The sequence below is a fragment of the Streptomyces sp. NPDC030820 genome, from assembly GCF_055572075.1.
In genome coordinates this window covers 264,796-286,232 of sequence record NZ_JBVIEB010000008.1, presented here as the reverse complement: position 1 = coordinate 286,232, position 21,437 = coordinate 264,796, and the positions used below count along the sequence as shown (strand labels likewise).

Sequence of the window (21,437 nt, the reverse complement as noted above, 5' to 3'; positions counted from 1 at the left end):
GCCGCCGCGCCACAACCGCGCCGGATGCCCCCGCCCTCAGGGTCGGGGGCATCCGGCGTTGTCGATCAGCCCACGTTCCGGATAATGATCGTCCTGTTGTCAGTGGGGCCCGGTACGCTCGAAAGCACGATGACAGAGGACCTCTCTCCGGCCGAGCGGTACGCGGCAGCCCGCAGGCGGGCAGCCGAGCAGGCCACCGCGCTCGCGACCTTCCGCGAGATGTACGACTTCGGCCTCGACCCCTTCCAGATCGAGGCCTGCCAGGCACTCGAGGCGGGGAAGGGCGTACTGGTGGCCGCCCCCACCGGCTCGGGCAAGACGATCGTGGGCGAGTTCGCCGTCCACCTCGCCCTGCAGCAGGGCAGGAAGTGCTTCTACACGACACCCATCAAGGCACTGTCGAACCAGAAGTACGCCGACCTGTGCCGTCGCTATGGCACCGGCAAGGTCGGCCTGCTCACCGGCGACAACAGCGTGAACTCCGAGGCTCCGGTGGTCGTGATGACCACCGAGGTCCTGCGCAACATGCTCTACGCCGGCTCCCAGACCCTCCTCGGCCTCGGCTACGTGGTCATGGACGAGGTGCACTACCTCTCCGACCGCTTCCGCGGCGCCGTCTGGGAAGAGGTGATCATCCACCTGCCCGAGTCGGTGACCCTGGTGTCACTGTCGGCGACCGTCTCCAACGCCGAGGAGTTCGGCGACTGGCTGGACACCGTCCGTGGCGACACCGAGGTGATCGTCTCCGAGCACCGGCCCGTGCCGCTGTTCCAGCACGTCCTCGCCGGGCGGCGGATGTACGACCTGTTCGAGGAGGGCGAGGGCCACAAGAAGGCCGTCAACCCCGACCTGGTCCGCCTCGCCCGCATGGAGGCGACCCGGCCGTCGTACCAGGACCGCAGACGCGGCCGCGCGATGCGCGAGGCCGACCGGGAGCGGGAGCGCAGACAGCGCTCGCGGGTGTGGACACCGGGCCGGCCCGAGGTCATCGAGCGCCTGGACTCCGAGGGCCTCCTGCCGGCCATCACGTTCATCTTCAGCCGCGCCGCCTGCGAGGCCGCCGTCCAGCAGTGCCTGTACGCCGGCCTGAGGCTGAACGACGAGGAGGCGCGGGAGCGGGTCCGCGCCCTGGTCGAGGAGCGCACCGCCCACATCGCGCCGGAGGATCTGCACGTCCTCGGGTACTACGAGTGGCTGGAGGGCCTGGAGCGCGGTATCGCCGCCCACCATGCGGGCATGCTGCCGACCTTCAAGGAGGTCGTCGAGGAGCTGTTCGTCCGCGGTCTGGTCAAGGCGGTGTTCGCGACCGAGACCCTCGCGCTCGGCATCAACATGCCCGCCCGCTCGGTGGTGCTGGAGAAGCTCGTCAAGTGGAACGGCGAGCAGCACGCCGACATCACACCGGGTGAGTACACCCAGCTGACCGGCCGCGCCGGCCGCCGTGGCATCGACATCGAGGGTCACGCGGTCGTGCTGTGGCAGCGCGGCATGAGTCCCGAGCACCTCGCCGGTCTCGCGGGCACGCGCACGTACCCGCTGCGCTCCAGCTTCAAGCCGTCGTACAACATGGCGGTCAACCTGGTCGAGCAGTTCGGCCGGCACCGCTCGCGCGAGCTGCTGGAGACCTCCTTCGCGCAGTTCCAGGCCGACAAGTCGGTCGTCGGGATCTCCCGCCAGGTGCAGCGCAACGAGGAGGGCCTGGCCGGCTACAAGGCCTCCATGACCTGCCACCTCGGCGACTTCGAGGAGTACGCGCGCCTGCGCCGCGAGCTGAAGGACCGGGAGACCGAGCTGGCCCGGCAGGGCGCCAACCAGCGGCGCGCCGAGGCCGCCAGCGCCCTGGAGCGGCTCAGGCCGGGCGACGTCATCCACGTACCCACGGGCAAGTACGCCGGTCTGGCCCTGGTGCTGGACCCCGGTCTGCCCGCCGGCCGGTCCAACGGCCATCGCGGCCTCGACCACCTCGACGGTCCGCGACCGCTGGTGCTGACCGCCGAACGGCAGGTCAAGCGGCTGGCGTCGATGGACTTCCCCGTCCCGGTCGAGCCGCTGGACCGGATGCGGATCCCGAAGTCCTTCAACCCGCGCTCGCCGCAGTCCCGCAGGGACCTCGCCTCCGCGCTGCGCACCAAGGCCGGGCACATCCCGCCGGAGCGGGCCCGCAAGAAGCGCTCCCAGGCCGCCGACGACCGAGAGATCGCCCGGCTGCGGACCGCGATCCGCGCGCATCCCTGCCATGGCTGCAACGACCGTGAGGACCACGCCCGTTGGGCCGAGCGCTACCACCGGCTGCTGCGCGACACCTCGCAGCTGGAGCGCCGCATCGAGGGCCGTACCAACACCATCGCGCGGACCTTCGACCGGATCGTGGCCCTGCTGACCGAGCTGGACTATCTGCGCGCCGACGAGGTCACCGAGCACGGCAAGCGCCTGGCCCGGCTGTACGGCGAACTGGACCTGCTGGCCAGCGAATGCCTGCGCGAGCGGGTCTGGGAGGGGCTCAGCCCCGCCGAACTCGCCGCCTGCGTCTCGGCGTTGGTGTACGAGGCACGGGTCGGCGACGACGCGATGGCGCCCAAGCTGCCCTCGGGCGGGGCGAAGGCCGCGCTCGGTGAGATGGTCCGGATCTGGGGCCGGCTGGACTCTCTGGAGGAGGAGTTCCGGATCAACCAGACCGAGGGCGTCGGGCAGCGTGAGCCGGACCTCGGCTTCGCCTGGGCGGCGTACATGTGGGCCTCGGGCAAGGGGCTCGACGAGGTGCTGCGCGAGGCGGACATGCCCGCGGGGGACTTCGTGCGGTGGTGCAAGCAGGTCATCGACGTGCTGGGCCAGATCTCCGCGGCGGCGCCCGCCGAGGGCTCGACCGTGGCGAAGGCCGCGCGCAAGGCCGTGGACCAGCTGCTGCGGGGAGTTGTCGCCTACTCGTCGGTCGGGTGATCTCCGGTTCGCCGGAGCGGATGACTGTGGTGGGGGCCCTTCGGGGCCCCCATTCGCCTATCACGGTGAGTCACTTTCGCACACCCGTACACCGTGACCGAACGTGTTCGAATAGGCGCCGAGCGTGTAAATGGGCTGAGCGTACTCCTGTCGCACAGGCGATTTCAGGTGCTTGCCGAATATGACACGGCGATGATCCGGTCGGACTAAGCTCGCCCGCGGCGCACCGAGTTGAGGTGAATTCGTGCGCCTGTTCCCAATCATGCGATAGATCCCGACAGTTCCATGAACCTTCCCCACGAAAGCCCCCCCGACACCCAGCCGATTCATCCCAGAAGGCATCCATGGTGAGTGTTCAGAAGCCTCCCGGTGGCCGTGAACGGCCTTACGCTCGCGTGCTGTTGCCGCCGGCCATAGTGATGGCCGCCGCGACCGGTGCGGCCATCGCCCTGGGGCCGGCGTCGGCCCGGATCGCCGTCGGCGTGGTCGGGGCCGTGGCCCTGCTGCTGATCCTCGTCACCGGCGCGGAGGCCGCCCGCCGCGGCCGCAGGCTCCGCGAGGAACAGGCCGAGCACGCCCGTCACACCGCGTATCTGGAGCACCGGCTCGCCGCCCACGACGATCTGATCGGGCGCTTCGCGAGCGACATCATCCCCCACGGCCATCTGCGGCTGCGGGCCGGAGAACCGCTGCGGGACGTGATGGTCAACGGCTACGACGTCGACCCCGAACTGCGCAGCCTGCCCGACTCCTACCGGGAGATGTTCCGCGCCGCCATGCGCGGAGCCGAGCGCGAGATCATCATGCGCGACGCCACCGAGCAGTCGTTCGTGAGCGTCGCCCGCCGCGTCCAGGCGATCGTCCACCAGCAGTCCAACGAACTGCGGGAGATGGAGGAGGACCACGGCCGCAACCCTGAGGTCTTCGACGACCTGCTGCGCATCGACCACGGCACCTCGCTGATCGGCCGGCTCGCCGACACCATCTCCGTCCTCGGCGGCGGCCGCCCCGGCCGCCAGTGGCCGCTGCCGGTCTCCCTCTACAGCACGCTGCGCGGTGCCATGTCGCGCATCCTGGAGTACCGCCGCATCCAGCTGAACTCCATCGTCAACATCAACATCAAGGGCACCTCCGTCGAGCCGGTCATCCACGCCGCCGCCGAGCTCTTCGACAACGCCACCCGCTACTCGCCGCCCACGGCGAAGGTGCACGTCACCGCCACCGAGGTGCAGTCCGGCATCGCCATCGAGATCGAGGACGCCGGGGTCAGCCTCACCGAGGAGTCCCGCACCCGCATCGAGAAGATGATCGAGGACGCCAAGAACCTCGACGACGCCCACAACCTCGGCGAGAACCCGCGCCTCGGCCTCGCCGTCGTCGGCCGCCTGTGCAAGATGTTCGACATGGAGGTCTCGCTGCGGGCCTCCGCCTACGGCGGTTGCCGCGCGATCCTCGTCGTGCCGCGCGTGATGACCACCACCGAACCGGGTGTCGGTGCCGCCCACGGCATCGGTGCCACCGGTACGCCCATTCCCGCGCTCGGCGCGGTCGAGGGACCCAAGCGCCCGCCGAAGCGGCGCCGCCCCACCAGCCCCAAGATCCCGGCCGGGATCTCCATGGAGGACGACGTCCCGGTGGTCACCGAGTGGACGGCGGGCGGCCTGCCGCAGCGTCGCAGCCGGATGAAGACCCCGATCAGCCAGCGCTTCGCCGAGAAGGCCGAGATCGAGCAGGCCGAGCGCGAGGGCAGGCCCACCATCTGGTCGCAGCCCAAGCCCGAACGGGAGCCCGAGATCGACCCCGAGCGCAAGAAGCTCATGGAGCGGCCGCTCGGCCAGGGGATCGAGGACTTCTGGAACGGCCTGCGCAAGGGCATGCCCGAGGGCGCCACCGGGCCCGAACTGACCGACTTCACGAGGCACCCGGAAAAGTACGTGCACCTGCTCAACGACTATGCGGACGAGCCCGTCGAGGGCACCACCGAGGCCGACGACGAGGGGGACCTCAAGTGATCCAGCAGCGAGGCAACATCGACTGGATGCTCAAGCAGCTCAACGACGGCGTGCCGGGCATCGAGATGATCGTGGTCCTCTCCGCGGACGGACTGCGCATCGCGCGCTACGGCGGTGACCCCGACGCCGCCGACCGGGTGGCCGCCGCCTGCGCGGGCGTGCAGAGCCTGGCCGGCGCCATCATCAAGGAGCTTCCCGGCGCCGGCGACATGCAGGTCGTCGTCTTCGAGATCGAAGGCGGCTACTTCTACCTCATGAACGCCGGCGACAACGCCTATCTCGCCGTACTCGCCGACGTGACCTGCGAGCCGGGCCGGATGAGCGGCATGATGCGCGACCTGGTCGTCCGGATCGGGGCCCACCTCACCAGCCCGCCCCGGCGGAACGGGCAGAGCGTATGACTCCTCCACGACGCAAACGGCGCGAGCCGAAGCCCCAGCCGCCTCCACAGCCGCAGCCACCGGCACCCCAGCCGGCCGACGGCGAGGCCGAGCCCAAGAACCCCGAACGGCTGTACACCGTCGCCGGATCCGAGGACGGCGCACGCGCCGAACTCGACCTCGTGACGTTGATCGTGGCGCGTGACGCGCCGCACATGGCCGCCTCACCGGAGCAGGCCGCCGTCCTGCGGCTCTGTGCCAACCCCCTGTCCGTGGCCGAGCTCTCGGCCTACCTGAATCTGCCGTTCAGCGCGATGACCGTCCTGCTCACCGAGCTGATCACGGCCGAACTGGTGCAGGTGCGCGCCCCTGTCGTCCGCCAGGCGCTCCCCAACCGTTCACTCCTCGAAGCGGTGATGCATGGACTTCAACGGCTCTGACACCATCCCCGGCCCACGCACCGAGGACCATCTGCCGCACACGGCCGAGACAGCGGTGAAGATCGTGATCGTGGGCGGCTTCGGTGTCGGCAAGACCACCATGGTCGGTTCCGTCAGCGACATCAGACCGCTGACCACCGAGGAGACCATGACCCAGGCCGGCATCGGCGTGGACGACAACTACGGTTCCGAGTCCAAGACGGCCACCACCGTGGCCATGGACTTCGGCCGCATCAGCATCACCGACAAGCTGGTGCTCTACCTCTTCGGCACCCCCGGCCAGGAACGCTTCTGGTTCCTGTGGAACGGACTGTTCGAGGGCGCGCTCGGCGCGGTCGTGCTCGTCGACACCCGGCGTCTCGAGGTCAGCTTCGACGTCATGGGCCGGCTGGAGGAGTGCGGCGTGCCCTTCGTCGTCGCCGTCAACTCCTTCCCGGACGCGCCCCGTTACCCCGTCGAGGAACTGCGCACCGCGCTCGACCTGACCCCGGAGATCCCGATCGTGGAGTGCGACGTACGCCGGCGGGCCTCCAGCAAGGACGTGCTGATGACCCTGATGCGCTTCCTGCACTCGATCGCCCTGTCCCGCGCCCTCACCCGACCCCCGGCCGACCGATCCCCGCACCCTTTCGTTCCGGAGCGACACCGTGACGTCTGAATACCCGTCCCTGACCGACACAGACCCCACCCCCGGACCGCCGCCGGGCTGCCCCGCGCACGGCCTGGGCCCCGGCGGACTGCGCCGGCTCTACGGCCCCGACGCGGAGGACCTGGGCGACCTCTACGAGCAGCTGCGGGAACAGCACGGCCCCGTGGCACCCGTGCTGCTGCACGACGACGTACCGATGTGGGTGGTCCTCGGGCACGCGGAGAACCAGCAGCTGGTGCGCAGCCCCTCCGTGTACACCCGGGACAGCCGGATCTGGGCCCCGCTGACGGAGGGCATGGTCAAGCCCGACCACCCGCTGATGCCGCACATCGCCTGGCAGCCGATCTGCTCGCACGCCGAGGGCGACGAGCACCAGCGGCTGCGCGCCGCGGTCACCGCGGCCATGGAGACCATCGACCACCGCACGCTGCGCCGCCACATCGGCCGCCACACCCAGGGCCTGGTCAACAGCTTCTGCGAACGCGGCCGGGCCGACCTGGTCTCCCAGTTCGCCGAGCATCTGCCGATGGCCGTGATGTGCGAGATCCTCGGCATGCCCGAGGAGTACAACGACCGGATGGTGCAGGCCGCCCGGGACGCCCTGAAGGGCACCGAGACCGCCATCCAGAGCCATGCCTACGTCATGGACGCGCTGAGCCGGCTCACCACCCGGCGCCGCGCCCGGCCCGAGGAGGACTTCACCAGTCACCTCGTCACCCACCCGGCCGGACTGAGCGACGACGAGGTCCGTGAACATCTGCGGCTCGTCCTCTTCGCGGCCTACGAGGCCACCGCGAACCTTCTCGCCAACGCGCTGCGCATGGTCCTCACCGAGCCGGGTTTCCGCGCCCAGCTCAGCGGCGGCCAGATGACCGTGCCGGAGGCGATCGAGCAGTCCCTGTGGGACGAGCCGCCGTTCAGCACCGTCCTCGGCTACTACGCCAAGCAGGACACCGAGCTGGGCGGGCAGCGCATCCGCAAGGGGGACGGCCTGCTCTTCGCACCCGCGCCGGGCAACCTCGACCCGCGCATCCGCCCCGACCTGTCCGCGAGCATGCAGGGCAACCGCTCCCATCTCGCCTTCGGCGGCGGCCCGCACGAGTGCCCCGGCCAGGACATCGGCCGCGCCATCGCCGACGTCGGCGTCGACGCGCTGCTGATCCGCCTGTCCGACATCCAGCTCGACTGTGCCGAAGAGGAGTTGAGCTGGCGTTCGTCCATCGCCTCGCGGCATCTGGTGTCCCTGCCCGTGCGCTTCGAGCCGAAGCCGCAGCAGGACGTCAACGCGCTGCCCAGACCCGTGCCCCTGCCGCCGCAGCGCACCTGGCAATCCGGCACCCAGCTCTCCGAGCAGCCGGCGGCCGCCGGGCCCCGCGCGGCCCTGCCGCGTCCCGTGGCGCCCGAGCCCCGTCCCACGGCTCCGGCTGCGGAACCGGTCGCGCGCCGGCGGGGCATGTGGCGACGGCTGCTGAGCTGGTGGCGGGGCGAGTAACGCGCCCGCGGCTCTTCCGGCGGAGCGCTCAGCTGTCGTACGACGCCCAGGCCTGGAGCACGCGTCCACTGACGAACGCGTGCTCCGCGCCGGTGACCGGATCGGTGAACTCCAGCCTGCGTGCGAGCAGTTGCAGCGGGCGCCGGAAGTCGCCGGCCGGCGCCGGGGCGGTCACTTCCGGATAGAGCGGGTCGCCGAGGATGGGCACACCGAGCGCGTCGAGATGGACCCGCAGCTGATGGGTCTGCCCGGTCGCCGGAACAAGCCGGTACCGGGCCAGCCCGCCGCGGTGCCCGACCGCCTCGACATAGGTCTCGGCGTTCGGTTCGCCCTCGACCTCCCGGGCCGCCAGCACCCCGCGCTCCTTCACGATCCGGCTGCGCACGGTCCGGGGCAGGGCCAGCGAGGGGTCGTACGGCGCGATCGCCTCGTACTCCTTGCGCACCCGCCGGTCCCGGAACAGCGTCTGATACGCCCCGCGCTCCTCGGGCCGCACGGTGAACAGCACGAGCCCCGCCGTCAGCCGGTCCAGGCGGTGCGCGGCGGTCAGCGTCGGGATGCCCAGCTCGCGCCGCAGCCGGGCCAGCGCGGTCTCGGCCACATGGCTGCCGCGCGGGGTCGTGGCGAGGAAGTGCGGCTTGTCGGCGACGACGATGTGCGCGTCGCGGTAGACGACCTCCACCGGGAACGGCACCGGCACCTCGGCGGACAGTTCGCGGTGGAACCACACGAACATCCCCGGCTCGTACGGCGCGTCCGGCGCAACCGCGCGCCCGTCGGCGCCGACGATCAGCCCGGAGTCGAACATCGACTCGATCATCCCGGGCGCGGCCCCCGTCAGCCGTTCCACCAGATGCTCCCGCACGGTGGCCCACGTCCCGCCGTACGGCAGCCGGACCCGCACGGGGTCGACCCCGTCGCGCTGGGGGAGCGGGGCGGGCGGGGGTGGTGTACGGCGTCTCATCGAAGTCAAGGGTACGAGGCGGAAACCGGTGGGCCGGCGGCCGTACGGGGGCAGGATGTGGATCATGCCGTATCTCAACACCCCGGTCGTGCCGGCCGGCACCCTCGCCCGAGTCCCCCAGCCCAGCCTTCCCAGCGGCGACGGGCTGCTGCTGCGCCCCTGGCGGGCGGAGGACGCGCCCGCCGTGTACGCCGCCTTCCAGGATCCGCTGATGCACCAGTGGCACATCAGGTCCGCCGACTCCGAGGAGGAGGTCGCCGGCTGGATCGCGCAGTGGCAGAGCTGCTGGAAGGACGAGCGTCAGGCCCAGTGGGCCGTCGTGGACGCGGACACCGACGAACTGCTCGGCCGGGTCGCGCTGCGCGAGATCCTGCTCGGCGATGGCTGTACCGAGATCGCGTACTGGACGGTGGCACGCGCGCGTGGCCGGGGTGTCGCGGTCCGGTCCACCCGCACGCTGTCCCGCTGGGCGTTCGAGGAGATCGGTCTGCACCGCCTCGAACTCTCGCACGCCACCGCCAACGTGGCCTCCTGCCGTGTGGCCGTGAAGGCCGGTTTCGCCGCCGAGGGCACCAGGCGCAGCGCCCTGCTCCATGCCGATGGCTGGCACGACATGCATCTGCACGCGCGCGTACGGGGCGACTGAGCCCGGCGCGCGATCAGCGGTGAGACGCGATACATCATGTGCGTTGACCATCGCGGCGGAGCGCTGCTCGCGCCGGCGGTCGCGGCGGTGTGGCTGTCGATGCACCTTCCGCTCGTACCGGCGGTCGGTGTGAACGCGTATGCCGTGCTCGGTGTGAAGATGGAGGACATGCCGCCCTACGACCTCGCGAACCGGCTCGTCGTCGGTGTCGCCTCCAGCGCCCTGTTCGACCTGCGGGAGTCGGACGCCGTCTTCCGTGAGCAGGGTGAGGAGGCCTACCGGGCCCACCAGGAGGAGAACGTCGACAACACGCTCCGGCCCGGGGTCGCGTTCGCGTTCATCCGCAGGCTGCTGTCGCTGAACGACCTCGGCGAGCCGGGAGACCCGCTCGTCGAGGTCATCATCCTCTCCCGCAACGACCCCGACACGGGCCTCAGGGTCATGCGCTCGATCGAGGCCCATGAACTGCCGGTCAGCCGGGCCGTGTTCATGCAGGGGAGGTCGCCGTACGCGTTCATGACCGCGCTCAACATGTCCCTGTTCCTGTCCGCGAACGGCGACGACGTACGCGAGGCGGTCGCGGCCGGTCTGCCGGCCGGGCATGTGCTCGGATCGGCGTACGCGGACGACCCGGCCGACCCGGAACTGCGGATCGCGTTCGACTTCGACGGGGTGCTCGCCAGTGATGCCGCCGAGCAGGTGTACCAGTCCGGCGGTCTGGAGGAGTTCCGCGCGCACGAGACCCGCAACGCGGCGACCCCGCACGACCCGGGACCGCTGCGGGACTTCCTCGCCGGTGTGAACCGGATACAGCGCCGGGAGGAGGAACGGCGCAGGGCCGACCCGGACTACCCGAGCCGGGTCCACGTCTCCATCGTGACCGCGCGCGCCGCACCGGCGCACGAGCGGGCCGTGCGGAGCCTGAAGCAGTGGGGTGTGACGGTCAACGGCGCCTTCTTCCTCGGCGGCATCGAGAAGAGCGCGGTCATGACGGTGCTCAGACCGCACATCTTCTTCGACGACCAGGTGACACACCTGGAGAGCACGTCCCGGACCACGCCGAGCGTGCACATCCCGTTCGGCAGGATCAACGAGACCTGAGCGGGGGCCGGTCTCAGGCCGCCGCCGCGCCGCTCTCCTGCTCGGCCTCGATACGGGCGTTCCACTCCCGCTTGGAGGCCTGCCAGCCGTCCTCGTTGTGGCCCAGGCGCCAGTAGCCGGAGATCGACAGGTCCTCGCGCGGGATGTTCAGCTCGACCCGCAGCAGCCGGCGCAGCTCCTTCACGAAGCCCGCCTCGCCGTGCACGAACGCGTGCACCCGGCCTTCGGGGAACTCAAGGGCGCGTACGGCCTCCACCAGCGCCTCGCCGACCGGCCGGTCCCCGCGGTGCAGCCAGACGACCTCCACATCGGAGTCGATCTTCTGCTCCTCCTCGGGGCCGGACACCTCCACGAAGGCATGGGCGCGGGCGTCGGCGGGCAGCGCCTCCAGGGACCGTGCGATCGCGGGCAGCGCGCTCTCATCGCCGGCGAGCAGATGCCAGTCGGCCGCGGGGTCGGGGGCGTAGGCGCCGCCGGGGCCCATGAAGCGCACGGTCTCGCCCGGCCGCACACGGCATGCCCAGGGGCCGGCCAGGCCCTCGTCGCCATGGACGACGAAGTCCAGGGTCAGCTCGCGGAGTTCGGGATTCCAGGCGCGCACCGTGTAGGTCCGGGTCACCGGCCACTGCTCCCGCGGGAACTCCGCGCGGATCCGCTCCAGGTCGAAGGGTTCCGGGTAGCTCACGCCCTCGGGGCCGAAGAGCAGCTTCACATAGTGGTCGGTGCAGGTGTCCGCCTCGAAGTCGGCAAGGCCGTCGCCGCCGAGCACCACACGCTGCATGTGCGGGGTCAGCCGCTCGGTGCGGACCACGTGGGCGGTGCGGGGCTTGCGCGGCTTTCGTGCCGGACGCTCTGCCATCAAGACCTCCTGCAAGATGGTTAGGTTTACCTAAGTTAGCATCTCGCCCTGCGGTCACACCTCTTTCCCGGACACCCGCGGGGATCCCTTTGCCGGAATATTCCGGACGCTCACGCGGGTCCCACGGCGAGTGTGGTCAGCAGCCGCTGCAGGGAGCCGCCGAGCCCCCACCGCTCGGCCAGCTGCTCCAGGGCCGCCGGGTCCCGCGGCGCCCGCGGCAGCGCCGTGTCGACGTCCGGCAGCGGTACGTCGTCCGCCACCCGCACCACCTTCGGCGCGACCGCGAGATACGGGCCGGCCTCGGTGAGCCGTTTGCGCTGCGACGGCGTGAGCTTGGCCTCGGGGTCGTCGACCGCCGTCATGATCCCGGCCAGGTCGCCGAACGCGGCGAGCAGCTTGGCGGCCGTCTTCTCGCCGATCCCGGCCACGCCCGGCAGGCCGTCGCTCGGGTCGCCGCGCAGCAGCGCCAGATCCGCGTACCCGCGCCCGTCGACCCCATACTTCTCACGCAGCACCGCCTCGTCGGTCAGCTGGAGGGTGCCGACGCCCTTCAGCGGATACAGCACCCGGATCCCGCGCGCGTCGTCCACCAGCTGGTACAGATCACGGTCGCCGGTGACGATGTCCACCGGGCCCTCGGCATGCGCGGTGAACGTGCCGATCACGTCGTCCGCCTCGTACCCCGCGACGCCGACCCGGGCGATGCCGAGCGCGTCCAGCACCTCCTCGATGACCGGCACCTGCGGGGAGAGGGTGTCCGGCACCTCCTCCACGTCCGGCGCGTCCTCGTGCTCCTCGGCGACCCGGTGCGCCTTGTAGGTGGGGATGAGGTCCACCCGCCACTGCGGCCGCCAGTCGGCGTCCATACAGGCCACCAGATGCTGCGGCCGGTGGTCCCTGACCAGCCGGTCGATGAAGTCCAGCAGTCCGCGCACGGCGTTCACGGGCGTGCCGTCCGGCGCCTTCACGGAGTCCGGGACGCCGAAATAGGCGCGGAAATAAAGCGATGCGGTGTCGAGCAGCATGAGTCGTCCGGTCACGCTCGCATCATGCCGTACGGCACCGACAGTCACCCGGCCGGCGAACTCTCCGGAAGGGCCCCTCGCGGTATCTTCGGTACTTCAGGCGCGCTGCACCGGGTACGGCAAGGATCCGGCCAACCACGTTGCGTGACGACCTTTGGCCCCGACGCGGGCCCCCGGCCCTGCTGATGGGCGTATTCGCCCCCGCGCCGGACGCCGTCCAGGACCAGCCCGAGGCCCCGTCACGCTGGCGCGAACCGTGAGGGTGGCGGCTTGGCAGCATGTCGGGTATGTGACAGCCGCGTGAAACGGTTTGCCGAACATGCGTAGGGTGCAGAGAAGTCATCAGAAGAGGTGTGTCCCGACCCGGGCACCCGGACAGCGGCACGACGAGCGAGGGAGGGAGCCGGAGCGATGGGCGACCACAAAGAACAGCCCGTGCGGGTGGGCGCGGCCGTGCGGCGGCGCCGCCGTGCCCTGGAACTGACCCTCGCCGTCGTGGCCGAGCGCAGCGGTCTGTCGGTGCCCTTCCTCAGCCAGGTCGAGAACGACCGGGCCCGCCCCAGCCGCAGCTCGCTGGAGAAGCTCGCCGACGCCCTGCGCACCACGGCCGTCGAACTCCTCGCCGCCGCCGACCCGGCCGCCAGCGTGGACGTCGTCCGCGCCGACCCGGTCGCCGAGGGCGGCTTCGAGCCCCGGACCCGCTCCCTGGTGCGCGGCCACCATCAGCTGCACGCCTCCGAGTTCACCGGCGACCACGACGCCGGCCGCGAGTTCCAGCACCGCAACGACGAGCTGATGTACGTCGCCGACGGCGCGGTGGAGATAGAGGCCGAGGGGCGCGCGTATCGCCTCGGGCGAGGCGACACTCTCTATCTGACCGGTGGGGTACGGCATCGCTGGCGGGCGACGGTGCCGGACACCCGGGTGATCGTGGTGGCGGTCGCCGAGCACATCGAGGCCGTCCAGGACCGGTCCCGGTAGTGCGGGTCGTCTCCCTGGTGCCGTCCCTCACCGAGGCGGTGGCGGTGACGCTGCCCGGGGTGCTGGTCGGGGCCACCGACTGGTGCACCCACCCGGCCGGCCTGGATGTCACCCGGATCGGCGGGACCAAGAACCCCAGGCTCGACCGCATCCTCGCGCTCGCCCCCGACCTCGTGATCGCCAACGAGGAGGAGAACCGCGCCCCGGACCTCGACGCGCTGCGCGCCGCAGGGCTGCACGTGCTGGTCACCGAGGTGCGGAGGGTGCCCCAGGCCTTCGCCGAGCTGGAGCGGGTGCTCACCGCGTGCGGTGCCCCGGGGCGGCCCTGCTGGCTGGAGCGGGCGGCAGCGGCCTGGGACGCGTTGCCGGAGCCGGTCGAGCGCAGGACCGCCGTCGTACCGATCTGGCGCCGGCCCTGGATGGTCCTCGGCCGGGACACGTTCGCCGGCGATGTCCTGGCCCGGCTCGGTGTGGACCACCTGCACGCCGGCCACCCCGACCGTTACCCCCGCGTCCCACTGGACGGGCTGCGGGCTGCGGCCCCGGAGCTGGTGGTGCTGCCCGACGAGCCCTACCGCTTCACCGCCGAGGACGGCCCGGAGGCCTTCCCCGGCCTGCCCTGCGCGCTGGTCAGCGGGCGGCACCTGACCTGGTACGGCCCGTCTCTGGCTGAGGCGCCACGGGTGCTGTCCGAGGCGCTGCGAGCAGCTCGCCGCTGAGCAGGCCGCGTACGGTGCCGGCGGCGGCCGCCAGCCAGGCGAGGGCGAGCAGGGCGTACAGCGCGACGGCCAGGGCGCCGTAGGCCGCCAGACCGGTGTGCCGGGCGAGCGCCGTCGCACCGGTGACACACGTGCCCACCGGGAAGGTGAACGCCCACCAGCTCATCGCGAACCGCATGCCCCGCCGGCGGGCCCGCACCACGTGAGCGGTCGCCAGCGTCAGCCACAGCAGCGCGAACCCCATGACCGGCACCCCGTAGAGGACGGCGAAGACGGCGAGGCCGCGGTCGTACAGGGGCGGTACGACCCCGGGCGCCGCGTCCGCGATCTTGCCGACCGCGGTGGTGGACTGCCCGAGCGGGCCGAGGACCAGGAACAGGGTCGGGGTGAGCGCGAGCGGCAGCGGGCCCGAGACCAGCCGGGCGAAGACCAGCGACAGCATCAGCAGCGTCGCGAACAGGCTCAGCCCGAACAGGGCGAGGCAGGCCAGCAGCAGGGTCTCCCGGGGCTGGCCCGCCGGCAGATGCGGCACCAGCAGCGGGCCGAGCGCGGCCGACACCATGGGGGCGACCAGCGGCAGCAGCCAGGCAGGGGTGGCCTGCGCGGGCTCGACGCGATGCCGTACGGCCATCAGGTAGGGCACGGCCACGGCGGCCGCGAGCCCGACGGCCGTACCCGCGCCGAACAGTACGGCGTCCAGGGCGACGGCCGTGCCGGTGCCGACCAGCTCCTGCCCCGCGGTCACGGCACCGCCGCCGACCGCCAGCAAAGCCATCGACAGACAGCCGTAGAAGGGGGCCATGGCCGGGTCCAGGAGATGGGCGCGGGCCTGGTCGCGATGGCGGGTCCAGTGCACGGCCCGGGCCGCGAGCAGGACCACCAGCATGATCAGGGACAGCGCCCAGGCCCCGGCGAAGACATCGCGCAGACCTGCCGCGTGTGCGGGCAGCGCGACTCCGGCCGAGCCGAGGACGGCGGTGCCCATGACGGCGGCGTACCAGTTGGGGCCCAGATGCCGGACTCGGGCGGCGCGTGGGACGGAAGCGGTGGACAAGGGCTGGGCTGCGGTGACCATGGCTTCACCGTGCCGCTGCCGCCGGGGCCTGACCAGGGAGTTCCCCTCTATCAGGGCATAAGCTGGTCTTATGAGTGACGTGGAGGGGCGGCCGGAGCACACGGCATCACTGGCACACCGGGTGCCTGACCTGGCCGCGCTGGAGCTGCTGCTGGCGGTGGCGCGGCTGGGCAGTCTCGGTGCGGCGGCGCGCGAGGTCGGCATCACCCAGCCCGCCGCCAGCAGCCGGATCCGCTCCATGGAACGGCAACTGGGCGTGGCCCTCGTCGACCGTTCGCCCCGCGGCTCCCGGCTCACGGACGCGGGCGCCCTGGTGACGGACTGGGCCCGCCGGGTCGTGGAGGCGGCGGCGGCCTTCGACGCGGGTGCGCGGGCGCTGCGGGACCGGCGGGACTCGCGCCTGAGGGTGGCGGCGAGCATGACCATCGCCGAGTACCTGCTGCCGGGCTGGCTTCTCGCGCTGCACGCCGAGCGGCCCGACACGGCCGTGTCGCTGCTCGCGGGCAACTCGGCGAAGGTCGCGGAACTCCTGCTGGCCGGGGAGGCGGACCTCGGCTTCGTGGAGGGCCTGTCCGTTCCCACGGGTCTGGACTCCGCCGTCATCGCCCGCGACCGCCTGATCGTCGTCGCCGCGCCCGGCCATCCCTGGGCCCGCCGCCGGCGCCCGGTGACGGCGGAGGAGCTGGCGGGCACCCCGCTGATCCTCCGCGAGCGCGGCTCCGGCACCCGGCAGGTCCTGGACAAGGCGCTCGGCGGCCTCGCCCGCCCGCTGATCGAGCTGTCCTCGACCACGGCGGTCAAGGCATCGGCCGTCAGCGGCGCGGGCCCCTCGGTCCTCAGCGAGCTGGCCGTGGGGGAGGAGCTGGCGATGCGCCGCCTGGTCAGCATCCCGGTGGAGGGCGTGTCCCTGCACCGCGAGCTGCGAGCGGTCTGGCCGACGGGACACCGGCCCACCGGCCCGGCACGGGAGCTGTTGTCGCTGACACGGGGATGAGGGGCGCGGCTCGGCCGGAGCCGGGGCCGCTCGCCCTGAGCGACCACGGCACCGCCGGACAGTGACTCAGGAAGCGGCTGCCACCAGCGCCGACATCACCCGCAGGTCCTCGCCCATCTCGGGGTGCCACTGCACGCCCAGGACCCAGCCCCGGTCCGCCGGCAGCTCGACCGCCTCCACCGTGCCGTCCGCGGCGTAGGCCGACGGCACCAGTCCCGCGCCGAGCCGGTCCACGGCCTGGTGGTGGTAGGTGGGCACGATCGTCTCCTCGGGCACGATCCCGGCGTACAGGGTCCCGGGTACCGGCTTCACGGGATGGCCGCCGAACACGCCGACCACCTCCGCGTGCCCCTCGAGATGCTGAACCAGCGTGCCGCCGAGCGCCACGTTCAGCAGCTGCATGCCCCGGCAGATGCCCAGCACCGGCTTTCCGGCGTCCAGCGCGGCCTCGATCAGGGCGAGTTCCCAGGCGTCGCGGGCCAGGGCGGGGGGGCCGGTACGGGGTTCGCGCTCGGCGCCGTACCGGGCCGGGTCCACGTCCGGGCCGCCCGCGATCACCAGGGCGTCCAGCCGGGCCACCGCCTCCGTCGCGCGCTCGGGTGCGTCCGGCGGCAGCATCGCGGCCAGAGCGCCGGCCCGCTGCACCAGCCGTGGATAGCCGGCCGGCAGCAGAGCAGCGTCCAGCTCCCACACGCCCCAGCGCGCGCCGGACTCCAGATAGGTGCTGATGCCGATCAGCGGTCGTACCGTCATGCCGCCCTCCCGGAAGTCAAAGGTATACATCCATACCTTTCCAGAACCGCCTCAGGCCAGGAAGCCCCGCAGCAGCGCCGCCGTGCCCGCGCAGTGCTCGCGCATCATCTCCCGCGCGCCGTCCGCGTCCCCGTCCAGCACCGCCTCGACCAGCGCGGTGTGCTGGCGCTGCGAGTGCTCCAGGTTGCGCACCAGCAGCGGGATGCAGTCGAGCAGGTCGTTCACCGTGGCCCGGACCGCCGCGTACTGCGCGGTCAGGGAGGGGGATCCGCACAGCTCGGCGAGGGTCAGGTGGAGCAGGGTGTCCAGGCGGCGGTAGTCCGCCAGCGGGGCGTCGTGCGTGCGGGCCAGCGCCTCGCGCAGCCGGTCCGCCTGCTCTTCCGTCAGGCCGTGCGCCGCGCACAGCCCGGCCGCACCCACCTCCAGCACCTCGCGGAAGCGCAGCACGTCCTCGATGTCCACCTCGGCGATCCGCCGCCGCAGCTCGTCCTCACCGCCGGCGTCCGTGCGCGGCAGGACGAACGTTCCGCCATAGCGCCCGCGCCGCGCCTCCACCAGCCCCTGGTCCTGGAGCACCTTCAGCACCTCGCGCAGCGTCACCCGGCTGATCCCGAGCCGCTCCGCCAGCTCCCGTTCGGCCGGCAGCCGTTCCCCGCCCGGCACCAGGCCGAGCCGCACGACCTGGAGGATCTGCTCCAGCGCCTCCTCGAAGCCGTTGCCCGCCCGCACCGGCCGCAGCACCGGAGCGAGCCGGTCACCCGGCCCGTAGGGACCGATGTCCTGCGACATCCGCCGTACCCCCTTCCCAAGCAATGGTTCTGAGCAATACCTTATGGCTCCCGGCCCGGCCGAAAAAGCGCGAAGGCGCCGAAGGAGGCTCTCCCGATGGCAGACCGCACACCCCCGCTCGGCGTCGAGGAACTGCACGCCCTCGTCGCGAGCGGTGAGATCGACACTGTCGTCCTGGCCTTCCCCGACATGCAAGGGCGGCTGCAGGGCAAGCGGTTCGCAGCCCGCTTCTTCCTGGACGAAGTGCTGCGGCACGGCACCGAGGGCTGCAACTACCTCCTCGCCGTCGACACCGAGATGAACACCGTCGACGGCTACGCGATGTCCTCCTGGGACCGCGGCTACGGCGACTTCGCCATGCACCCCGACCTCGCCACCCTGCGCCGCATCCCCTGGCACCCCGGCACCGCCCTGCTCGTCGCCGACCTCGCCTGGAACGACGGCTCCCCGGTCGTCGCCGCGCCCCGCCAGATCCTGCGCCGCCAGCTGGAGCGGCTCGCCGAGCTCGGCTACACCGCCCAGGTCGGCACCGAGCTGGAGTTCATCGTCTTCAAGGACTCCTACGAACAGGCCTGGGACGCGGGCTACCGGGGCCTCACCCCGGCCAACCAGTACAACATCGACTACTCCATCCTCGGCACCGGCCGCATCGAGCCCCTGCTGCGCCGGCTGCGCAACGACATGGCCGGCGCCGGTCTCACCGTCGAGTCCGCCAAGGGCGAGTGCAACCCCGGCCAGCACGAGATCGCCTTCCGCTACGACGAGGCCCTCGTCACCTGCGACCAGCACGCGCTGTACAAGACCGGCGCCAAGGAGATCGCCGCCCAGGAGGGCGTCTCGATCACCTTCATGGCCAAGTACAACGAGCGCGAGGGCAACTCCTGCCACATCCACCTCTCGCTCGCCGACGCCGACGGCACCAACGCCATGGCCGACGGCGACGGAATGTCCGACGTCATGCGGCACTTCCTCGCCGGACAGCTCGCCGCCCTGCGCGACTTCTCGCTCCTGTACGCCCCGAACATCAACTCCTACAAGCGGTTCCAGCCCGGCTCCTTCGCCCCCACCGCCGTCGCCTGGGGCCACGACAACCGCACCTGCGCCCTCCGGGTGGTCGGTCACGGCCGCTCCCTGCGCTTCGAGAACCGCCTCCCCGGCGGGGACGTGAACCCGTACCTCGCCGTCGCCGGTCTCGTCGCGGCCGGCCTGTACGGCATCGAGCAGAAGCTGGAACTGCCCGCGCCGTGCCCGGGCAACGCCTACACCGCCGACTTCGAGCACGTGCCGACGACTCTCCGCGAGGCCGCCGAGCTGTGGGAGAACAGCCCCGTGGCGAAGGCCGCCTTCGGCGACGAGGTCGTGGCGCACTACCGCAACATGGCGCGCGTCGAACTGGAGGCCTTCGACGCCGCCGTCACCGACTGGGAGCTGCGCCGCTCCTTCGAACGCCTGTGAAAGGTCATCCCGTGACTGACCCGCACCAGCTCGTCGTCCTCAACCCCGCCACGGAAGAGGTCGTCGCCACCGTCCCCGCCGCGAGCGAGGAGGACGTGGACGCCGCCGTCGTACGGGCGGCGCGCGCCCGGACCGGATGGGCCGCCCTCGCCCCCGCCGACCGGGCCCGGCTGCTGCGCCGTTTCGCGGACGTGGTCGACGCCCACACCGAGGAACTCGCCCGGCTGGAGGTCCGCGAGGCCGGCCACACCCTCGGCAACGCCCGCTGGGAGGCCGGCAACGCCCGCGATCTGCTGCTGTACGCGGCCGGCGGCGCCGAACGCCTCCTCGGCAAGCAGATCCCGGTGCCCGGCGGCTGGAACGTCACCTTCCAGGAACCCCTGGGTGTGGTGGGCGTGATCGCCCCCTGGAACTTCCCGATGCCGATCGCCGCCTGGGGCTCCTTCCCGGCGCTCGCGGCCGGCAACGCCGTCGTCCTCAAGCCCGCCGAGACCACGCCGCTCACCGCGCTCCGCCTCGCCGAACTCGCCCTGGAGGCGGGCCTGCCCGAGCACGTGTTCCAGGTGCTGCCCGGTTACGGCCACACCGCCGGACGCGCCCTGGTCGACCACCCGGACGTCGCCAAGATCGTGTTCACCGGCTCCACCCGCACCGGCCGCGAGGTCATGGAGCGCTGCGCGAGGCTGGTCAAGCCGGTCACCCTCGAACTCGGCGGCAAGAGCCCCAACATCGTCTTCGCCGACGCCGACCTGACCGCGGCCCTCGACCCGTTCTCCTTCCTGGACAACTCCGGCCAGGACTGCTGCGCCCGCACCCGCATCCTGGTCCAGGAGACGGTCCTCGACGAGGCCCGGGAGTTCCTCGCCGACGCCCTCGCCTCCGTCGTCGTGGGCGACCCCGCCGACGAGAAGACCCAGATGGGCCCGCTGATCTCCCGCCGGCAACTCGACCGCGTACGGTCGTACGTTCCCGAGGACGCCCCCGCCCTGCGCGGCAGCGCCCCCGACGGCCCCGGCTTCTGGTTCCCGCCGACGGTCCTGACGGGGGAGCGGCCGGACGGCCAGGCGGCCCGCGAGGAGATCTTCGGCCCCGTCGCCGTCCTCCTCCCCTTCACCGACGAGGAGGACGCCGTCCGCCTCGCCAACGACACCCCCTACGGCCTCTCCGGCTCCCTGTGGACCCGGGACCTCGGCCGCGCCCTGCGCGTCTCCCAGGCCGTCCGCGCGGGCAACCTGTCGGTCAACTCCCACTCCAGCGTCCGTTACTGGACCCCGTTCGGCGGCTTCAAGCAGTCCGGCCTCGGCCGCGAGCTGGGCCCGGACGCCCTGACCGCCTTCACCGAAACCAAGAACGTCTTCATCAGCACGGAGGGCCCCGCACAGTGACCGACAACAGTGTTTGCCGCCGCCTGGTCGGCCGTACCGCCGTCGTGACCGGAGCCGGCAGCGGCATCGGCCTCGCCACCGCCCGCCGGCTCGCCGCCGAGGGCGCCCACGTGGTCTGCGCGGACGTGGACGAGGTCCGCGGCAAGGCCGTCGCCGACGAGGTCGGCGGGCTCTTCGTGAAGACCGACGTCACCGACCCCGAGCAGGTCGAGGCGCTGTTCAGGACGGCGTACGACACCTACGGCAGCGTCGACGTCGCCTTCAACAACGCCGGCATCTCCCCGCCCGACGACGACTCCATCCTGGAGACCGGCCTGGAGGCCTGGAAGCGCGTCCAGGAGGTCAACCTCACCTCCGTGTACCTGTGCTGCAAGGCCGCCATCCCCTACATGCGGCGCCAGGGCAGGGGTTCCATCATCAACACCGCGTCCTTCGTGGCGCGGATGGGCGCGGCGACGAGTCAGATCTCGTACACCGCCTCCAAGGGCGGCGTGCTGGCCATGTCCCGGGAGCTGGGCGTGCAGTTCGCCCGGGAGGGCATCCGCGTCAACGCCCTCTGCCCGGGACCGGTCAACACCCCGCTCCTGCAGGAGCTGTTCGCCAAGGACCCCGAGCGGGCCGCGCGCCGCCTGGTGCACATCCCCGTCGGCCGGTTCGCCGAGGCCGAGGAGATCGCCGCCGCCGTCGCCTTCCTGGCCAGCGACGACTCCTCCTTCGTCAACGCCACCGACTTCCTGGTGGACGGCGGAATCGCGGGCGCGTACGTCACGCCCCTGTAGGC

Annotated in this window: 19 protein-coding genes and 1 pseudogene; 14 read left to right on the top strand and 6 right to left on the bottom strand. The window is 71.8% G+C overall.

The window, feature by feature from the left end:
• Positions 1-84 precede the first annotated feature (84 nt).
• From ACZ418_RS23705 to ACZ418_RS23680, 6 genes and pseudogenes are all read left to right on the top strand, one after another.
• Positions 85-2,937, top strand: coding sequence for a DEAD/DEAH box helicase (locus tag ACZ418_RS23705; protein WP_468366118.1), 2,853 nt, complete (start codon positions 85-87; stop codon positions 2,935-2,937).
• A 344-nt stretch (positions 2,938-3,281) separates the two neighbouring features.
• On the top strand, positions 3,282-4,949 hold the full coding sequence (locus ACZ418_RS23700; RefSeq protein ID WP_468366116.1) for an ATP-binding protein: 1,668 nt from the start codon (positions 3,282-3,284) through the stop codon (positions 4,947-4,949).
• Positions 4,946-5,350, top strand: a complete 405-nt coding sequence (locus ACZ418_RS23695; RefSeq protein WP_468366113.1) for a roadblock/LC7 domain-containing protein — start codon at positions 4,946-4,948, stop codon at positions 5,348-5,350. The genes ACZ418_RS23700 and ACZ418_RS23695 overlap by 4 nt, the downstream gene beginning before the upstream one ends.
• Positions 5,347-5,769, top strand: a complete 423-nt coding sequence (locus ACZ418_RS23690) for a DUF742 domain-containing protein (protein WP_468366111.1) — start codon at positions 5,347-5,349, stop codon at positions 5,767-5,769. Before ACZ418_RS23695 ends, ACZ418_RS23690 begins: the two co-directional genes overlap by 4 nt.
• Positions 5,750-6,367, top strand: a pseudogene (locus ACZ418_RS23685) (GTP-binding protein); the annotation flags it as partial. The gene ACZ418_RS23690 and the pseudogene ACZ418_RS23685, both read left to right, overlap by 20 nt.
• 49 nt (positions 6,368-6,416) lie before the next feature.
• Positions 6,417-7,910 (top strand): cytochrome P450, encoded by a 1,494-nt coding sequence (locus ACZ418_RS23680; RefSeq protein WP_468366108.1) that lies wholly within the window; start codon positions 6,417-6,419, stop codon positions 7,908-7,910.
• A 28-nt stretch (positions 7,911-7,938) separates the two neighbouring features.
• Here ACZ418_RS23680 and ACZ418_RS23675 read toward each other — a convergent pair whose 3' ends face one another.
• The gene (locus tag ACZ418_RS23675) at positions 7,939-8,874 is read right to left on the bottom strand and encodes an RluA family pseudouridine synthase (RefSeq protein WP_468366105.1); all 936 of its coding nucleotides are present in this window, start codon (positions 8,872-8,874) and stop codon (positions 7,939-7,941) included.
• 64 nt (positions 8,875-8,938) lie between these two features.
• On the opposite strand from ACZ418_RS23675, the gene ACZ418_RS23670 reads away from it, so the two are divergent.
• Entirely contained in the window at positions 8,939-9,520 is a 582-nt protein-coding gene (locus ACZ418_RS23670; RefSeq protein ID WP_468366102.1) for a GNAT family N-acetyltransferase, read from the top strand.
• A gap of 168 nt (positions 9,521-9,688) precedes the next feature.
• A complete protein-coding gene (locus ACZ418_RS23665) occupies positions 9,689-10,621 on the top strand; it encodes a 5'-nucleotidase (protein ID WP_468366556.1) in 933 nt (310 codons plus the stop codon).
• Positions 10,622-10,634: 13 nt separating this feature from the next.
• Here the strand turns inward: ACZ418_RS23665 and ACZ418_RS23660 are convergent, their stop codons facing one another.
• Together ACZ418_RS23660 and ACZ418_RS23655 are read right to left on the bottom strand one after the other, a co-directional pair.
• Complete coding sequence (locus ACZ418_RS23660) at positions 10,635-11,480, bottom strand: siderophore-interacting protein (protein WP_468366099.1); 846 nt, start codon at positions 11,478-11,480, stop codon at positions 10,635-10,637.
• A gap of 110 nt (positions 11,481-11,590) precedes the next feature.
• The gene (locus tag ACZ418_RS23655; protein ID WP_468366096.1) at positions 11,591-12,520 is read right to left on the bottom strand and encodes a 5'-3' exonuclease; all 930 of its coding nucleotides are present in this window, start codon (positions 12,518-12,520) and stop codon (positions 11,591-11,593) included.
• A 396-nt stretch (positions 12,521-12,916) separates the two neighbouring features.
• On the opposite strand from ACZ418_RS23655, the gene ACZ418_RS23650 reads away from it, so the two are divergent.
• Both ACZ418_RS23650 and ACZ418_RS23645 read left to right on the top strand, forming a co-directional pair.
• Positions 12,917-13,486: a helix-turn-helix domain-containing protein gene (locus ACZ418_RS23650; protein WP_468366094.1), complete on the top strand. Its 570-nt coding sequence runs from the start codon at positions 12,917-12,919 to the stop codon at positions 13,484-13,486.
• Positions 13,486-14,205 carry a helical backbone metal receptor gene (locus ACZ418_RS23645; protein ID WP_468366092.1) on the top strand — a complete coding sequence of 240 codons (720 nt, stop codon included), beginning with the start codon at positions 13,486-13,488 and terminating at the stop codon, positions 14,203-14,205. Before ACZ418_RS23650 ends, ACZ418_RS23645 begins: the two co-directional genes overlap by 1 nt.
• Here ACZ418_RS23645 and ACZ418_RS23640 read toward each other — a convergent pair.
• Positions 14,117-15,280 (bottom strand): TDT family transporter, encoded by a 1,164-nt coding sequence (locus ACZ418_RS23640; RefSeq protein WP_468366090.1) that lies wholly within the window; start codon positions 15,278-15,280, stop codon positions 14,117-14,119. The two genes, ACZ418_RS23645 and ACZ418_RS23640, sit on opposite strands and share 89 nt — an antisense overlap.
• A gap of 70 nt (positions 15,281-15,350) precedes the next feature.
• On the opposite strand from ACZ418_RS23640, the gene ACZ418_RS23635 reads away from it, so the two are divergent.
• A complete protein-coding gene (locus ACZ418_RS23635) occupies positions 15,351-16,274 on the top strand; it encodes a LysR family transcriptional regulator (protein WP_468366087.1) in 924 nt (307 codons plus the stop codon).
• Positions 16,275-16,340: 66 nt separating this feature from the next.
• Here ACZ418_RS23635 and ACZ418_RS23630 read toward each other — a convergent pair whose 3' ends face one another.
• Both ACZ418_RS23630 and ACZ418_RS23625 read right to left on the bottom strand, forming a co-directional pair.
• Complete coding sequence (locus tag ACZ418_RS23630; protein ID WP_468366085.1) at positions 16,341-17,027, bottom strand: gamma-glutamyl-gamma-aminobutyrate hydrolase family protein; 687 nt, start codon at positions 17,025-17,027, stop codon at positions 16,341-16,343.
• Positions 17,028-17,078: 51 nt separating this feature from the next.
• Positions 17,079-17,816, bottom strand: coding sequence for a FadR/GntR family transcriptional regulator (locus tag ACZ418_RS23625; RefSeq protein ID WP_468366082.1), 738 nt, complete (start codon positions 17,814-17,816; stop codon positions 17,079-17,081).
• Positions 17,817-17,912: 96 nt separating this feature from the next.
• On the opposite strand from ACZ418_RS23625, the gene ACZ418_RS23620 reads away from it, so the two are divergent.
• Genes ACZ418_RS23620 through ACZ418_RS23610 form a run of 3 tightly spaced genes read left to right on the top strand, consistent with a single transcriptional unit; the run spans position 17,913 to position 21,435 of the window.
• Positions 17,913-19,271 (top strand): glutamine synthetase family protein, encoded by a 1,359-nt coding sequence (locus ACZ418_RS23620; protein ID WP_468366080.1) that lies wholly within the window; start codon positions 17,913-17,915, stop codon positions 19,269-19,271.
• An 11-nt stretch (positions 19,272-19,282) separates the two neighbouring features.
• Positions 19,283-20,656: an aldehyde dehydrogenase family protein gene (locus ACZ418_RS23615; RefSeq protein WP_468366077.1), complete on the top strand. Its 1,374-nt coding sequence runs from the start codon at positions 19,283-19,285 to the stop codon at positions 20,654-20,656.
• A complete protein-coding gene (locus ACZ418_RS23610) occupies positions 20,653-21,435 on the top strand; it encodes a 3-oxoacyl-ACP reductase (protein WP_468366074.1) in 783 nt (260 codons plus the stop codon). Before ACZ418_RS23615 ends, ACZ418_RS23610 begins: the two co-directional genes overlap by 4 nt.
• Positions 21,436-21,437: the final 2 nt, after the last annotated feature.

Bases quoted from the DNA above. Each gene is read 5' to 3' on its own strand.
- ACZ418_RS23670 (WP_468366102.1), top strand. From the start codon at position 8,939: ATGCCGTATCTCAACACCCCGGTCGTGCCGGCCGGCACCCTCGCCCGA.
- ACZ418_RS23705 (WP_468366118.1), top strand. From the start codon at position 85: ATGATCGTCCTGTTGTCAGTGGGGCCCGGTACGCTCGAAAGCACGATG.
- ACZ418_RS23650 (WP_468366094.1), top strand. From the start codon at position 12,917: ATGGGCGACCACAAAGAACAGCCCGTGCGGGTGGGCGCGGCCGTGCGG.
- ACZ418_RS23700 (WP_468366116.1), top strand. From the start codon at position 3,282: ATGGTGAGTGTTCAGAAGCCTCCCGGTGGCCGTGAACGGCCTTACGCT.
- ACZ418_RS23620 (WP_468366080.1), top strand. From the start codon at position 17,913: ATGGCAGACCGCACACCCCCGCTCGGCGTCGAGGAACTGCACGCCCTC.
- ACZ418_RS23660 (WP_468366099.1), bottom strand. From the start codon at position 11,480: ATGGCAGAGCGTCCGGCACGAAAGCCGCGCAAGCCCCGCACCGCCCAC.
- ACZ418_RS23635 (WP_468366087.1), top strand. From the start codon at position 15,351: ATGAGTGACGTGGAGGGGCGGCCGGAGCACACGGCATCACTGGCACAC.
- ACZ418_RS23640 (WP_468366090.1), bottom strand. From the start codon at position 15,280: ATGGTCACCGCAGCCCAGCCCTTGTCCACCGCTTCCGTCCCACGCGCC.
- ACZ418_RS23630 (WP_468366085.1), bottom strand. From the start codon at position 17,027: ATGACGGTACGACCGCTGATCGGCATCAGCACCTATCTGGAGTCCGGC.
- ACZ418_RS23690 (WP_468366111.1), top strand. From the start codon at position 5,347: ATGACTCCTCCACGACGCAAACGGCGCGAGCCGAAGCCCCAGCCGCCT.
- ACZ418_RS23675 (WP_468366105.1), bottom strand. From the start codon at position 8,874: ATGAGACGCCGTACACCACCCCCGCCCGCCCCGCTCCCCCAGCGCGAC.
- ACZ418_RS23625 (WP_468366082.1), bottom strand. From the start codon at position 17,816: ATGTCGCAGGACATCGGTCCCTACGGGCCGGGTGACCGGCTCGCTCCG.
- ACZ418_RS23665 (WP_468366556.1), top strand. From the start codon at position 9,689: ATGCCGCCCTACGACCTCGCGAACCGGCTCGTCGTCGGTGTCGCCTCC.